The organism is Chryseobacterium sp. PET-29, from assembly GCF_025736815.1.
Taxonomy (GTDB): Bacteria; Bacteroidota; Bacteroidia; order Flavobacteriales; family Weeksellaceae; genus Chryseobacterium; species Chryseobacterium nepalense.
In genome coordinates this window covers 268,189-283,499 of record NZ_CP107053.1, presented here as the reverse complement: position 1 = coordinate 283,499, position 15,311 = coordinate 268,189, and the positions used below count along the sequence as shown (strand labels likewise).

Here is a 15,311-nt window from a genome sequence, read left to right as displayed (position 1 = left end):
CTTCTGTGGCTCATGTGTTCAAAACTTTGACCTTTTTGCGGTTACATCTAAATTGGCCGAATAAACTTTTATATAAAACAGAATAGATTAAAAGAAAATGGCGAATATTCCGTTTAATTCTTAAATTAGTCTCATGAAAAGGAATCTTTATCTCATCATCATATCATTTTCTCTTGTCAGCTGCTATACCTATCAGGTAAAAAAACAACCTGATCCGATGGCAGCAAGTAAAGATGCGTCTAAAAACAACGGAAAGCAGGGAAGCATGCCTCCTCAGAATATGACCTCGCAGCAACCGGCACCTCCGGCACCTGTAAATGTTCAGGAGAAACTGGCAGCCGGCAAAAATGTGAAAATAGATGTTGACGGCAAAAAATACAAAGTAATTGTGGACAAATGGGAAAGAGACAGTCTTGTCGCGCATCCTGTTCATAATGCAAAAAAGACACTGAAATTCCATAAGAATCAGATCAACGCAGAAAAGATTGCAGAAAAACGTTTTTCACAACCGATCGCGGATATCATTACCGTAGTTGCTTATGCCGGAATTGGAGTTGCGATCTACTCTCTTCTGCAATAATGCAAAATATAATAATAACAACAGACCCATATTTTAATGGGTCTGTGTTGTTTTAAGGCTTATATAAAATTATGTTTTTTCGCAGAATGATATTGTGATCTCTGCATTGATACGAATCTTTCGGTTTTTGGCTTTACCAGCATCAATTAATTCTTCAATTTTTGCTTTGTCATTTTTTAATTTCGGGATTCGTTTCTGAGAATTCTCATCATCGACTCCAAATCTTTCCAAAGAACGCCAGTTGTTTAAATTGTGATAATTTATTTTGAAACTGTAAATCTTGGAAAGTATTTCTTTAGCATCTTCTGGAGAAAATACGCCCTTGATCAGAAAAAATGTATTGTCTGTTTTGATGTTTGTATTTTTAATCGTGTTTGTTTTCATCTTATTTAGAAATGAAATTGTAATAAAAATTTTTAAATCAACAATAAAATCCTCAACTATCTCTGAGATGTTCTATATTACTGCCCCTGCGCTAAAGAATAAGCCACTTTCCCGTCAAAAGAATATAGATTTTCGGTTTTTATGACATCAATATCTTCCTCTATAGCTCTGGTGAGTAACGTGGCAATATCAATTTTACTGATTTCCAGGCTTTGCTGAGGCCTGAATCTGCAGCGCCAGTGATCGGTACAGAAAGTCTCTTTGAAACCATCCGGCCAGACTTTGATTCCCCTGTTAGTAATTACATTAAGTTTTATGCCTCCTATTTCCAGGCGCTGTAATTTACCGGCCAGCTCATTGGCATCCGTACCGTTCCAGTGTACAAAAAGATCCACTCCGTCCAGTACTTTTTTAGCTTTGGCTCTGCGTCTGTACTTCGGAAGGTTAAGGGTATAATTATTCAGGTGCTGAACGGATTTTAACACTGATGGTTTTTTACCAAGATTAAGCACAACCGCTTGTGCAAACTCCTGTGTTCCTACTTTTTTTATACTTATCCCTTCTTTAAATATATCAGCGGTATGAATTCCGTCTTCCAATGTTTTCAGCCATGCGTTATGCACTTTTTCAGCCACCTGGTTTTGTCCGATGTGATTCAGCATCATAATCGCTGCCTGAATAAGTCCGGAAGGATTCGCTACATTCTGTCCGGCTATAGCAGGAGCAGACCCGTGAATCGCTTCAAACATGGCACATTCTTCTCCTATATTTGCTGAGCCTGCAAGACCGACTGAACCTGTAAGCTGTGCTGCAATATCACTTAAAACATCACCATACAGATTAGGCATTACCACCACATCAAACAGTTCCGGTGTATCTGCCATTTTCGCAGCTCCGATATCAATAATCCAATGTTCATTTTCTATTTCAGGGTATTCAGCCGCGATTTCATTAAAAACCTGATGGAACAATCCGTCGGTCTGCTTCATAATATTATCTTTGGTGAAGCATGTTACTTTTTTTCTGTTCTGCTGTTTGGCATATTCAAAAGCATAACGGATGATTTTTTCGCATCCCGGTCTGCTTATCAGTTTTAAACATTGTACTACCTCATCCGTCTGCTGATGCTCAATTCCTGCATATAAATCTTCTTCGTTCTCTCTTACGATCACAATATCCATTACGGGATGTTTGGTTTGTATAAAGGGATAAAAGCTTGCACAAGGCCTTACATTGGCATACAAGCCCAGAAATTTTCTGGTGCTGACGTTAAGGCTCTTGTATCCGCCACCCTGAGGGGTTGTGATGGGTGCTTTCAGGAATATTTTATTACGCCTGATTATTTCCCAGGATTCATCGCTGATACCTGATGTGTGTCCTTCAAGGTAAATTTTTTCTCCGATTTCAATTTCATTAATTTCAATTCTCGCACCTGCTGCTAAAATGATCTTTAGCGTTGCATTCATAATTTCGGGACCGATGCCGTCACCTTTGGCTACTGTAATTGTTGTCATAATACTTTTTTTACATGACAAAGTTGTGCATTTTAATTCATTTATTTTTATTTATATTTGTAATTGATAACATAAAATAATTTTATGAATTATACGCTTAATCAGCTTCAGATTTTTTTAAAAGTTGTACAAACAGGAAGCGTAACCAAAGCGGCGGAAGCGTTATTTCTGACACAGCCTGCAGTTTCAATCCAGCTGAAAAATTTCCAGGATCAGTTTAATATTCCCTTAACGGAAGTTGTCGGCAGAAAGCTTTATGTAACCGACTTCGGTAAAGAGATTGCGCATGCAGCGGAAGAAATTGTGAACCAGATTCATTCCATCAACTATAAAACGTTGGCATATCAGGGACAGGTAACCGGAAGGCTGAAAATTTCGGTTGTTTCCACCGGAAAATATGTAATGCCTTATTTTCTTTCGGGTTTTATCCGTCAGCATCCCGGAATTGAACTTGTAATGGATGTTACCAATAAGGAAAAAGTGATTGAAAGCCTGGAAAACAATGAGGTAGATTTTGCCCTTGTATCAATCTTGCCAAGTGCATTAAATATTGAACGGATGGATCTCCTTCAGAATAAACTTTACCTTGTAGGGAATTCCCAAAACAGCGAGCAAACCATCACGCTGGAAGATTTTGAGAGCATTCCTTTAATTTTCAGGGAAAAAGGATCCGGAACGCGAACAACTATGGAAGGCTTTATCAAACATAAAAACATCTCTGTTTTAAAAAAAATGGAACTCACATCCAACGAGGCCGTAAAACAGGCATTACTTGCAGGATTGGGCTATTCTATCATGCCGCTTATCGGAATCAGAAATGAACTGTACAATCAGGAGCTGAAAATCATTCCCATCAAGGGTCTTCCCATAAAGACCATGTGGAGTCTGATCTGGATGCGTGGTAAAAAACATTCCCCGGTTTCTGAACTGTATTTACAGTATCTTCAAAAAGCCAAGGCAGAGATTATTGAGGAAAGGTTTAGCTGGTGTGAGCAGTATTAGGATGTTTGCAAGTTTCTTGAATAAATACAAATCGGGCTGCCTTTTCAAGGCAGCCCGATTGTTTAATGTTGAATTGGTGTAACCTTTTCAGTATTACGATAATTTATTATTAATTCATTTCCTGAACATAAAAGCTAATTGTATCCAGTTTAATATTAAATGCTCTTGATTCACCGGTTGTTGTAACAGCATTTTTTGCATTTGGAAAATATATACTGTCGTTTTTAATGATAAAAACTCGTTGGAGAATTTCCCATTAAATTTCAGATTCTTTTCCGCAAGAGGTTATTACAAAATACGGATTCGTTATTACACCACCTTTTGATTCTACATTGCATTTACAATCTTTTTTCAAATTATAGCATTCTGCAAGCGGTGGTGAATACCAGTCAACAGTATCACCTTCTGCATTTACAACAGGTGGTGTTTTATAATGGTAAACATTCTCGAATTTATTTCTAACATCTAACGGAAGATCTTTATAGGTTATTCCTTTTTTTTCCGGCTGCGAGCAGCTGTAAAGAAAAAATAGCAAACATATTGTGAATAGTGGCTTCATACTTCTGTAAGTTTTTTTAACAATCAATGCTATATAAAAACTCCCTTACAAATGCAAGGGAGAAATATTTAATAAAAATTATTTTTAATATAATTTCTATTTGTTAACTTTTTTCGTTGCTTGTATAGCATCTCTTTCAAGTTCTTTTTTGTAAATAAATTTTTGAGAAAAATCATCTTTCATAACAAGATAATGTGACTGGAGTTCCCAAATATCTATTTCATTTTTATAGAAATCAAGGCTTTCAATATAAAAGTTATGCTCCGAATCAATTTTAAACCATTCAGTTACTGTTTTATCAGAATCATCATAGATATATAAAATATCAGAATTATTTTTAGAATTATTCCAAAATTTAATTATTCTTCGATAAATACTTTTGTCACTTTCTATAGTAAGCATAATCTTTTCTATTAATAATTTATCAAGATTAAGATATTCGTATGGATGTATATATCTTGGTGTAGATCCAAATAAGAAATCTTCATTATCATCAAAATAAAAATCGGGATCAAGTTCTACTGTAAAGGTAGTAGAATCACCATATAATGTATATTCTATATTAATTCGCATATCTCTATTGTTTTTTACCTAAATTTCCTCCAGTAGATCTGGTTTCAAATGCTTTATTAAATGATTTCATGAATTTTTGGGCAGTTGCTTTATTCACTGTACCTTTTTCAACTAATCCTCCCAAATGTTCAGTTAATTCACCTTTATTCCACGAAGGTAATGAACTTAGGTCAATTCCAGGAATTTTAGCATTAGCTAAGCCTGGATTTTTTGTAATATTTGATACAGGATTTCCAATCTTTTTTAATTGTGCAGAAAAAGTTTCTATATCATTTATATTATTAGCAAATAATTTTCTAATGAAATCACAATTATTATGTACTAAAACAGCCTGATCTGAAACAAAATAGTTATGATTATCTTTTACCTCAAAATTATACACTTCTTCATCCCTTACATATAATTCTGTTGATAGTATCTTTAATTTAGAACCATCTTTTAAAAATAAATGATCACCCTTTTTTATTTTGCTTGCTGCCACCCAATTTTTATTAATATAAAATGGATGAGTAGGTGTACATTCAATAATTACTCCATCTGCAGTAATCTTGATTATTTCAGATGTGTTATTATTAAATAGTGTTACAACTTCTTTTAGTTCATTTAATTGTTTAGTTTCATTATATGACCATACCCTATCTCCAACAACTACTTCTTCAATTGGTTTAAATCCTTTCTCAGTAGATATTAATGTACCTTTAACAAAACAAAAACTCTCTAAAGTTTTCATGCCCTTTACAATGCTTGAATAGTTAGTTCCTATTTTTGGAACAATTTCTTCTTCCATTTTTGATGCCATTTTCATTTCTCCTTGAGGTGCATGTATCGCAGCAACCGGATCCCATATCATAGATTGGTCAAATATAAAGAACTCTATATTTCCTAAAAATTTGTCCGAAGCTTTACCATTATTTAGAACTCTTGCGCCCATGGTGTAAGGAGCAGCTTTACGGGTAACATTATCGACAGCAATCAATACTTTTGCAAATTGCATTGCTAATTTTTCTTTATAGCTACTTTGGCTTCCCTTACTTTGTTTACCATTTGGATCTATATAAACGATAGGGTTTTGATACGTATAAATATAAGGATTCAAATTTCCCAAATAGAAAACTCCACCGTTATGCTGACCATCTCCATAAAATTCACTTTCCATAGAAGGATTATAAACAGCCAAAGGATCAACACCATACCAAACACTTACTCTTGGATTATAATATCTTGCACCATAATAATAAAGTCCAGTTTCTGAATCTAATTCTTTAGCATTGAATTTATATGGATTATCATATACGCCGGACTGCTGCTCCATCATAGTCTCTCCGAATGGCAAATTCAGGAAAAATTGTGTTGTTTCAGAGTTATCATCTGTAACAAAGCTTGCTGTCCCCAAATGATCGGTATGAAGATAATATAATCCCGGCTGTCCTCCCATTCCTGGAGGCGCCTTTGCAGTTCCTAATTCGGACGAAACCGCTCCATCAATTTCCATTTTCTGTAAATAATTCCTGAAATCTTTCGCAGGATCAATTTCCTTCACATCTTTATTCGGAGCCTTTATGGTTGTTGGAATAAAGATATCATTATGAGGTTCGATACGGCTTGCAAAACGGGTTGTACCTTCAAAATAATTTTTGGTGTACTGTCCATCGGAAGTTACCACTACATAAGGGTTGGGATACAATTTGTAATGATCAATACCTATACTTCCCGGATCTACCAAGGCTCCGTTCTGATACAATTGTGAACCTCCGGTTAGACTGTATTTAATCGTTCTTTCCCCTTTATCGTCATACATATAATACTGGTAAAGCCCATTATCTGGATCTGATAAAGCTTTCAATCGGTCCTGCTCATCCCATGACATTTCATGTATTCTGTACTCATCCTTATGCATGATGGTATTTCCATTACTATCATACTTAAAATCCTGTGTATTGCCAAAATAGCTGTCACCGATCTTTTGAATCATGTGAGTACCATCAATATACTTATATTGGTTATAGTATGTATTTCTCTGGTTTACTACCTGGTCCACTGAATGTTCCTGGTTCTTTTCCAAAATACCTCCGGCATCATTATACTCCATATGCAGTTTGAATCCTGAATTACTTTGTGCATATGGTGAAGTACCTGGTGTGATTGGGTTTCCTGCCTTATCGACCAATCTGGAACTTCCTTCTGTCCCAATAAGCCGGTTTAAGGTATCATAATTATAATTGAATACATACTGTCCTCCCATTCCGTTTGGCGAAACGTCTGAATGATTTTCCAGCTTGGCAATATTACCTCTGTAATCATATCGGTAGCTATTGGACAAAAATCCAATTCCCGAAGCATTTGCAAGAGTAGAAAAATTTAATCTTCTGTTTGTAGGTACGTATCCAAATCTGTTCACCACTCCATTTCCGTACGTCACTTTTGTTTTCTGCTCATACAAATCGTAGGTGATTTCTTTAATATAATCCTGATAATCATTTCTGACAGATTTTAAATTTCCTCCCATGTTATATCCATAGTATACATTTTCACCATCAGGATACGTAATTTGTTTAATACGGTTCCAGCTGTCATAATTAAAAAATGTCTGGAAGTTCATCGTTGGGATATTATACCCAAAAACAGTCCTATTTTCAGAAACGATCTCACCCATCTTTCCATAGCTATAAACGGTATATCCTGTACCATCACTCTTTGTATACATTCTTCCTGAGTTGTTTCCATAACCTCCATTTAAATATCCGTAATGAACATTATTTGGATTTGCAGAACCGTCAGGAAGATTTGGTAATTCAATATCCGTAATTCTGTTGTAATCATATACATAATGAATATAATGCGTACTGATATTAGGATCATTGGAAAGGTTAGGCGTTGAAAGTATGATAAGGTTACCAGCCTGATCATATTGATATTCGGTTTGCCCTTTATCTGGGTGATTCATTCCAATTCTTCTCCCTGCCATATCATAATCATAATAGGTAGATATATCTTGCGGATCTGTTACCGTTACAAGCTCTCCCGAAGGGCTGTACTTGTATGATGTAGTTAGTGGAACATTACCCAAATAATCTATTTTATTAATAATTTGTCCTTCAATATTAGCAAGGGTTTCAGACTTCATTGTATCAAATTCTTCTATCGTTCTAAAGAAGCTTCCATATATTTGATAGCTTGTATATTGAACCTGATTATCTTCATCAATTACCTGAATTACTCTATCCTGATTATCATAAACACTCGTAGAAGAATACATTGCCAATGATAAATTGATATTGTTGTTGGTAGAACTGATGTTTTCCACAACAGGCTGGTATTGCCTGATCGTTCTTCCGAATTTGTCAAAAATAGGGCGTCCTGATACCGACCTCATTTCAACTCCATCTATTTCCACATCCTTTTTAACCTGAATAATTCTTCCCAACATATCTGCATAGGTTTCCGTTTTAATAGGATTGGTTGGTGTTTCTGCTACATAATGAGAAGTAGATGCTCTAAAAATCTTAACATTGGTATTGGTATTCGGAATACCAAAATTTTCATAATAATAATTGTAGTTAATCGTCGCATGATTTGTCCCATAATCGTACGGACTGGTCACACTGATTACTCGTCCACAGCCATCATAAGCATAAGTCATTGTATTACCCGTCATATCAATGCTCTTTTTAACAACATCAAACTGTGGAATGTATTCTGCAGTAGAAGTCAATCCAAAATTATTGGTAACGCTTGTTACATATTTTGCTGTCGCACTATAGTCATACTGATAATTTAAAGTGTATCGTTGTCCAAATTCATTGGGAGGGTATTGTACACTCAAGATATTTCCGTAAGAATCATACGCATAATCCGTCTGAATGTCATTCGTTCCGTCAAAAACAGAAACCGTACCTATCTTACCCGTATTAGCATTGATGTTTGAAGTCTTTCTTTGTCTTAATAAAGTGGAATTTCCTGTTCCTTCATAAACTAAAATTTCCTTAGGTATTTTCATAAGATTATTATTCAGCCCACTCCAATAATCTATTACAGAATTATACGCTCTTGTAGGGCTCGTGTACTGAAACTTCTTAAGATGCCCTTTTGTACTGTAGAACATTTCTTCAGTAGTCTGAATACTACCTCCTGTTTCGTATGCTATTTTATCTTTTTTAGCAAGAAGTACAGTTGCCATTCTTCTTCCTTCTTTTCCGCCCGTATCATACACGCTTGGATTCAAAATCGCATTATTAATATCAATCTCCGAAACACCGTTGATAAACTTGTAAAGCTTGTATGTATTGAAATGTTCAGAAAGTAAATTTCCTGATCCATCAAACTTTTGACTGCTTCTTAACAAACCGTTGAAAAAATAGCTGCTGTTGTAATACGTATCCACAGTTTTTCTGTACGCATTATTGGCATCAAGCATTTCTTCGGAAATTACCGTCTCAAACCCAAAATTATCTCTTTCACGTCTGTCATATCTGGAATTCTCAAAGGTGTACCTTGTCACCATGTCTTTAGATGCATCTGTATTGGTATAATTGGTGTCAAAAAGATCCGGATTCAGCACTTTTACCTCTTTTACTACCAGTTTTGCACGAGAATCCTGGTAATTCGGTGCGGTAAACTGATAATCTATTGTGTATTTTCCCTGCGTAATTTTGCTGGTTACCTGCTTCAGTTTATTGGTTCTTCCAATTCTTGAATAGTTTACCGTGAAAGCATTTCCGCCATTATCCATTACCAGATCGGCATAGCCGTCACCGTTCATATCTTTGAAGATCTTTTTCACCTCGGAAACATTGATCCCGAAATTGGCATTGGCCCCCGCTCCTGCTTTGATGTACAAGATCAGGATCGGAAGGATCGGAACAATGGTAATCGGCCCGATATTCACCATCAGATTCCCTCCGAAAGATAATGATCCGTTGTAAGATTGGTTCTCTTCTGTAAAGTCTATTGCAGAATTGGATCTTAACAAAGGTCTCGCAATATCAAATTTATTTCCTAAGTTATAACGTACTGCAGTCGTTTTATTTGTACTGTTAATTTCCAGGATATCAATAAGGCCGTCGCCGTTGATATCTTCATACAATACATCAGAAGATCCTTTCGATGCAGATGCTCCCGCACTTGCACTGATCCCGAATCCGAAACTTGACAAAGATTGCAGATTGGCAGAAAGACCTCCTCCAATGGATACATTGACTCCACCTACAGGGTGAGATCTGTAAGAGATAAGATTTTCGAATTTATCATTTCCGGAGAAATTTTTACCTAAGTTCAGACTGTAAGTTATCCCGGAAGTACCTCCGTTTCTTACTCTGTCCGGCAGTCCGTCACCGTTGATATCCAGATAATATTCCTTGGCATAATCCGTAGAATTAAAATATTTATTAATTCCGGCACTCACTGAAATCCCCGCAGACCATGTCAATGACATATCCGGTTTCGCAGATGAGGTTGATGGCCCGAAAGCATCGATTCTTCCACCTACGGAATAGGCATTATAAGAGAATCCTACGGAATTCATTTCCTGTAAGCTGAAAGAATCTGTCGGATATCCGAAAACAGGGTTGCTTTCCGTATCTTTCAGTCCTCCCGTACTGTTGGTCATCTGTCTTGATTCCGCGTACACCATATCTGGGTACCCGTCACCATTCATATCCATGAAATCCTGTGTAACCACACTTCCCGGATAAAGAAGCTCCGTAATAGAGTTGGCAGAATTCGTATTAATTTGCGAAATAGCAACTCCGTCCGTAGTATTTCTTGACGTACTGCGTGTTTTCTTATCAATCGCCTTCATCGTAGTGTCCACAGAAATCTGTGCCGAACCCATTGATTGAATTGGCGCAGGAAATGGATCCGGATTAGGATTATTAAAATAAGCAGGCTGTGTATCATCATCTTTAAAAGACAATGGTGTTGTAAACTGCTCTAGTGCTGTACCGATCCATCTTGGTACAAAACGGTTTCTCTGCCTCAATAGATACGGCTTCATCGGTGAAATGACTACTGCCGTTGCGTTTCCATTACTTGGATTCGCCATATTGTTTGCAATACATTCAGCTAAAAGCTGCTGTTGATTCTGATTCGGATATAGCTGTGAACAAGTGCTGTATAAAGGCTGCAAAGGCGGATTATCCGAAAGTGCTTCCGGAGTAATCATGGCACCATAGTTATCTATTGTTCCCTGGATGGCAGGATAAGCCTGATCCTGATTGTATAAAAACTGGCCCCAGTTATTGAAAAATTTAACTTTCGAGCTGTACATCGCCGAGTTTATCGATGTATGTGGTGTATCAGTAATTAAAATATCATTATCATAATAGATATTAAATGGTTTATTCTGGAAATAAGCAGAATATTTCTTATATAAAGCATATTCGGCATCAGTATTACAATATACCTGAATCGTAATCAACCATGGTTTTAAAAGAGTACTTGTTGTAGATCCGGTATAAAATGTTGCCGGAGAAATTCCGGAAACAGGCTGATTTAAGATCATATCCTGCTCTTCTACAGAATTATTGGTATTATCTACAATAACCTTTCTTTTGGCAACTGTTGTATTTCCTCTTTTAATGATATAGTAGAAAGAACCAACGCCTAATGTAGAAAAATTGGTAATATTCTTTTTGATCTGTGCCTTATAATCATGAGATCCTGAAAGACTAATATAATTTTTTACATTGAATTTTTCAGAAAACTGAGTAATTACATAAGACGGATATTGCGGTACCGTATTAAAATCTACAAATGTTATAGCATTCGGATTCGTTGGTGTAGGCGTATTTGCTGTATAAGTAACCCCAATTTTTCCCTGCCAGTTGCTGGTTAGGGATGCAACATGAGAATCTGATTCTACCACAAATCTCAGATAGACCGGTTCACCGGGGTTTACCGTAATAAATTGTGAAACGGCATTGGTTGTAAATGCAACATCGCTTTGAGGACGGGATTCAGAATAAATTTCCTGTGTGGTATTGGCATTAATATTATCCTTGTAGATCTTGAATTTAAAATCACTTACAGAATACGCAAAACTTACTGGGGCTACATCAATTTCAGCAGTACCTGGCGTATCCAGATAAATTGGCGCCATTTCATTGTTTAAGAAGAAATTATCAGAATAGCTTCCATTATTAACCATAAACAAATCCTGAGAATAGTCGGAACTATTAACAATCTCATTTCCGTTTGCATCAATATAAGTGATCTTTGGATTGGAATTGATTTCTACATTATAATCCTTATTCTTATGAAGCCTTATGTATACTTTTTCGCCACTTTTTACATACAGACGATTGGTATTATTGATTCCAAAGTGATCCACATTGTTAGGCAGCATACTCTGGATCTGGGAATAATAATCATTATATCTCTCAATATAAATTGATGCGCTAGAGGGACCATTAGAATCCAGCTCCGTCATATAAATTCTACCATGTTTTGTTACACCTGTAACGATCGGATTAAGAATCTCAACAGAATACAATGTTTTGAAATTCGGATTTGTAGTTCCAACAAAATAAGGTCCTATACTGATATTATCCGTAAATTTAATATATCCGTCTTTAGGTGCCACCCATACTTTTACTACGTCAACAACAGGGGTCATTGGTTCCTGTAACGGTGGATCGGTTTTAGGATTAAACGGAGGATCAATGGCTTTCGCCTTTACGATCATGTTTTCCGTGTACTCACTATGCTTGGTCATTTCCGGTTTCCCCGTAGACGTATTAAACTTGTTAAACCAGACTTCACCGTTGTGAACAATATCCATCAAACCATCAGAATTTCCATCTGTAAGGTAAGTAGATGTTGTACTGGAAGCCTTAGAGGTGATCATACTTCTGCTCTTGATAAAAAGTCCCATGTCCCATCCGGAACTGCTTGTTTTACTTTTTGTAAAAGAGAAGTTGCTGTTGAAGTTCAATAACTCTGTAGGCTGTCCGAAAGATAACGCACCATTGGACAGTGATCCCTGGCTGAAATACAGTCCGGAATTGTTCTTATAGATCATATCCTGGATTCCGTCGCCATTGAAATCAATCAGCTGCTGCATGGTTTTAGCTTCCGTATCTGAAAATCCGAAAGGAAGACCGAACATGATATGTCCGTAAGCATCATTGGAAGGATAATATAAGTTTAATCCTGCTGCAGCCCTGAAATTGAATCCTGTTTCCGTCGCACTGTTTCCACTGATTCTTGAAGGGGTTAATAATCCCTGAACCAAACCACCAAAAACATTGATTGAATTGTTAACAGGTACCGTTACGTTTCCTCCAAAGATAGAACCGTCTGCAACATCGTCATAATACTGGAAATCGTAATCTCCTAAAAGACTGTATTTACCCGGCGAATCTCCCCCGTCAAGATATAATCTTTTCAACCTTGTTTTAGAAAACTGTCCGGTTTCGTATTCCATACCATAAGTACGGATTAGCTGCCCCTGATAATTTACAGTAATATTTCTTAATAAATAAGGTTCTACTCTTTTTACGCCCTGCTTTGCATTGATGTTCAGATCAGTTCTGCTAAGTCCCGTTTCCGCATTAAAATTAACAGTATAGTCACCATTCTTCCCATAAGAAATCTGTCTGATATGAAAATAAACACCTCCATTCAGGTTACTGTTATTATTATTGGTTCCGAAATTTACCTGAGAATAATAATAGGTGAAATTCATAGAATTCCCATGAACATCTTCAATTCTTCTCAACGCCCAATGCACAATCTGATTGGCAGAATTTTTAATCACGAACTGATCTCCACCTCCGTAATAACTCTTCGTACCATCTGTTGAGGTAACTTTCCATGAATAATTGGTAGGATTATCTCCTATTCTTTCTATGATAGAAAAGTCATGGTTTTTTCTTAAGTAAAATTTCTTTACACCTGTATTTCCCGGCGTTGCATATGAAGTTCTCGGCTGTTTATCTGTTGTAAAAGCCGTATTGGTTTCGCTTACATCATTATGCCTGTGAGGAAGATAATTGTTAGGATACACCAACATTTCGCCATCCATTGAGTACAGTTCGGTTTCGGTAGTGCCGTCAAACTGCGGAGCTCCCCATCTTGTATCAATGCTGATGGCAGAAAGTCCCTGCACATCCCATCCTTCACCCATCCAGCCATTGCTGCCTCCACTGCTGTAACCAATCGACAAAGAGGGCTGGAGACCGCCCAATCCTGATGGTACCGTAATCGGATAGTTCATATTGGCATCTCCTTTCTGACTAGCTGTCGGAGGACTCATCAGCTGAATGGCAGCCATAGGATCTCCTGCCTTTAGCCCGCTGATACTTGTTGGAGTAAAAGCATTCAGCTGCGGGGATTCCGGAGTGGAAATAACCCCGTTGATATAATCCGTATCTCCGTCCCCTTCTACGGTAACCGTTTTGGCTTTGGTATCCACCATCGCAGATTTGTCCATCGCCCATTGCTTTTTAGCATAATCGAAATGGAAAATTTTGATGTCTTTCGGTGAGATCAGTCCTAAACGTTTTTCGTCGTAAGGAATCGTAATCTTTATTTTTTTGTTTAATTTCCCTGAGATTAAAGATATTCTGTACGCAGAATTATTTGCCGTAACATTTTTCAGTCCCTGTGAAGTTGAAGGAAAATCTTTAGCTCTCAGTTTTAAAACCTCAAAATAGGCTGATTCCGAAGTTTCTTTTTCAATCTTGATATTGATTCCCTCATAATCTACACTAAATTCCTGATCTTTTGAAACAGAAATTCCTTTGGCATTATAATAGGAATTATTTACTGTTCTGAAAGATGTAGTTTCTGCAGGAATTTTATAACTTCCGGTAGTTCCGTTTGCCGTAATTAAAAAGCTTCCTTTTGCTTTATCAGTTTCTGTTAGCTGAATTACTTTTTCAAATTCTCCGTTTTTAACAGAAACAGATTCATTATTAATCGTGGCAGATGCTCCGGTAACGTTATTTCCTTTTACATATAATTTATCTCCTGAAAGAACAGAACTTACCACCACATGGTCATAAGATCTCTTTTCTTTATCGAAAACGATTTTCAGGTTTTTAATTTTATATTTCACTCCGTCAGACGGCGAAGTAAATAAAATCGTATTCTGTCCGTTTTTAATAAGCGCAGCGCTCAGTACTTCTTTTTGATGGCTCCATTTTGCACTTGGCACAACAATGTCTCCCCCTATGGCTACGTTATTATTAATTGATCTTGATACAGACTGATGAGAAGCAAGTCCGAAAAGATCATATTCCAGATAAGCAATCGCACTTTTGCTGTTGCCGGCAGGCACATCAATGGTGAAAAAGTTGTCTGAAATCCGGTCTTCCTCTTCTTCAGAAAAAGTACCGATGGTTCCTTCCCTTTCTTTTGAAGGATAAGAAATGACATCAGCCGAAACATTATTCATTTCAGATAATTCAGCATCTCTTGTTCCTGTAGTGAAAGGATTATTTTTTGATAAAATATCCGGAGAAATATTCTTCTCACGGTTTGTGGCTAAAGATTTTTCCGAAGATTTCTCACTGGAAGCTTCTTTGAGTGAATCGACGTCTTTTTTATCGGTCAGCTTACTCATCAAATCTTTTTTAAACGCCCGCACCTTCTGCCTGTCTTCCCTTGTAAAGCTTGCAAAAACAAACATACAAGCAAAAAAGAACATCAGAAGGCATGACTTCTTCGTAAGAGGAAGCCGTTTCATGTCTATTTTCAT

Annotated in this window: 7 protein-coding genes; 2 read left to right on the top strand and 5 right to left on the bottom strand. The window is 36.7% G+C overall.

Features of this window, described 5'->3' with window-relative positions; all coding sequences use genetic code 11:
- The first annotated feature begins 133 nt into the window (after nucleotides 1-133).
- Nucleotides 134-580: a hypothetical protein gene (locus tag ODE14_RS01285; RefSeq protein ID WP_263602650.1), complete on the top strand. Its 447-nt coding sequence runs from the start codon at nucleotides 134-136 to the stop codon at nucleotides 578-580.
- A 69-nt stretch (nucleotides 581-649) separates the two neighbouring features.
- On the opposite strand, the gene ODE14_RS01280 is transcribed toward ODE14_RS01285, so the two are convergent.
- Together ODE14_RS01280 and ODE14_RS01275 are read right to left on the bottom strand one after the other, a co-directional pair.
- Nucleotides 650-964, bottom strand: a complete 315-nt coding sequence (locus tag ODE14_RS01280) for a hypothetical protein (protein ID WP_248394075.1) — start codon at nucleotides 962-964, stop codon at nucleotides 650-652.
- Nucleotides 965-1,041: 77 nt separating this feature from the next.
- Nucleotides 1,042-2,478: an NADP-dependent isocitrate dehydrogenase gene (locus ODE14_RS01275; RefSeq protein ID WP_263602649.1), complete on the bottom strand. Its 1,437-nt coding sequence runs from the start codon at nucleotides 2,476-2,478 to the stop codon at nucleotides 1,042-1,044.
- Nucleotides 2,479-2,562: 84 nt separating this feature from the next.
- Between ODE14_RS01275 and ODE14_RS01270 the strand changes: the two genes are divergently transcribed.
- Nucleotides 2,563-3,480, top strand: a complete 918-nt coding sequence (locus ODE14_RS01270) for a LysR family transcriptional regulator (protein WP_248394078.1) — start codon at nucleotides 2,563-2,565, stop codon at nucleotides 3,478-3,480.
- Between the two features lie 256 nt (nucleotides 3,481-3,736).
- On the opposite strand, the gene ODE14_RS01265 is transcribed toward ODE14_RS01270, so the two are convergent.
- From ODE14_RS01265 to ODE14_RS01255, 3 genes are all read right to left on the bottom strand, one after another.
- Complete coding sequence (locus tag ODE14_RS01265) at nucleotides 3,737-4,039, bottom strand: hypothetical protein (RefSeq protein WP_263602648.1); 303 nt, start codon at nucleotides 4,037-4,039, stop codon at nucleotides 3,737-3,739.
- Between the two features lie 96 nt (nucleotides 4,040-4,135).
- Nucleotides 4,136-4,612 carry a hypothetical protein gene (locus ODE14_RS01260; protein WP_248394082.1) on the bottom strand — a complete coding sequence of 159 codons (477 nt, stop codon included), beginning with the start codon at nucleotides 4,610-4,612 and terminating at the stop codon, nucleotides 4,136-4,138.
- Nucleotides 4,613-4,616: 4 nt separating this feature from the next.
- Entirely contained in the window at nucleotides 4,617-15,311 is a 10,695-nt protein-coding gene (locus tag ODE14_RS01255; protein ID WP_263602647.1) for a polymorphic toxin-type HINT domain-containing protein, read from the bottom strand.

Coding starts and splice junctions, on each gene's coding strand:
- ODE14_RS01285 (WP_263602650.1), top strand. CDS start 134: ATGAAAAGGAATCTTTATCTCATCATCATATCATTTTCTCTTGTCAGC.
- ODE14_RS01280 (WP_248394075.1), bottom strand. CDS start 964: ATGAAAACAAACACGATTAAAAATACAAACATCAAAACAGACAATACA.
- ODE14_RS01275 (WP_263602649.1), bottom strand. CDS start 2,478: ATGACAACAATTACAGTAGCCAAAGGTGACGGCATCGGTCCCGAAATT.
- ODE14_RS01270 (WP_248394078.1), top strand. CDS start 2,563: ATGAATTATACGCTTAATCAGCTTCAGATTTTTTTAAAAGTTGTACAA.
- ODE14_RS01265 (WP_263602648.1), bottom strand. CDS start 4,039: ATGAAGCCACTATTCACAATATGTTTGCTATTTTTTCTTTACAGCTGC.
- ODE14_RS01260 (WP_248394082.1), bottom strand. CDS start 4,612: ATGCGAATTAATATAGAATATACATTATATGGTGATTCTACTACCTTT.
- ODE14_RS01255 (WP_263602647.1), bottom strand. CDS start 15,311: ATGAAAATAGACATGAAACGGCTTCCTCTTACGAAGAAGTCATGCCTT.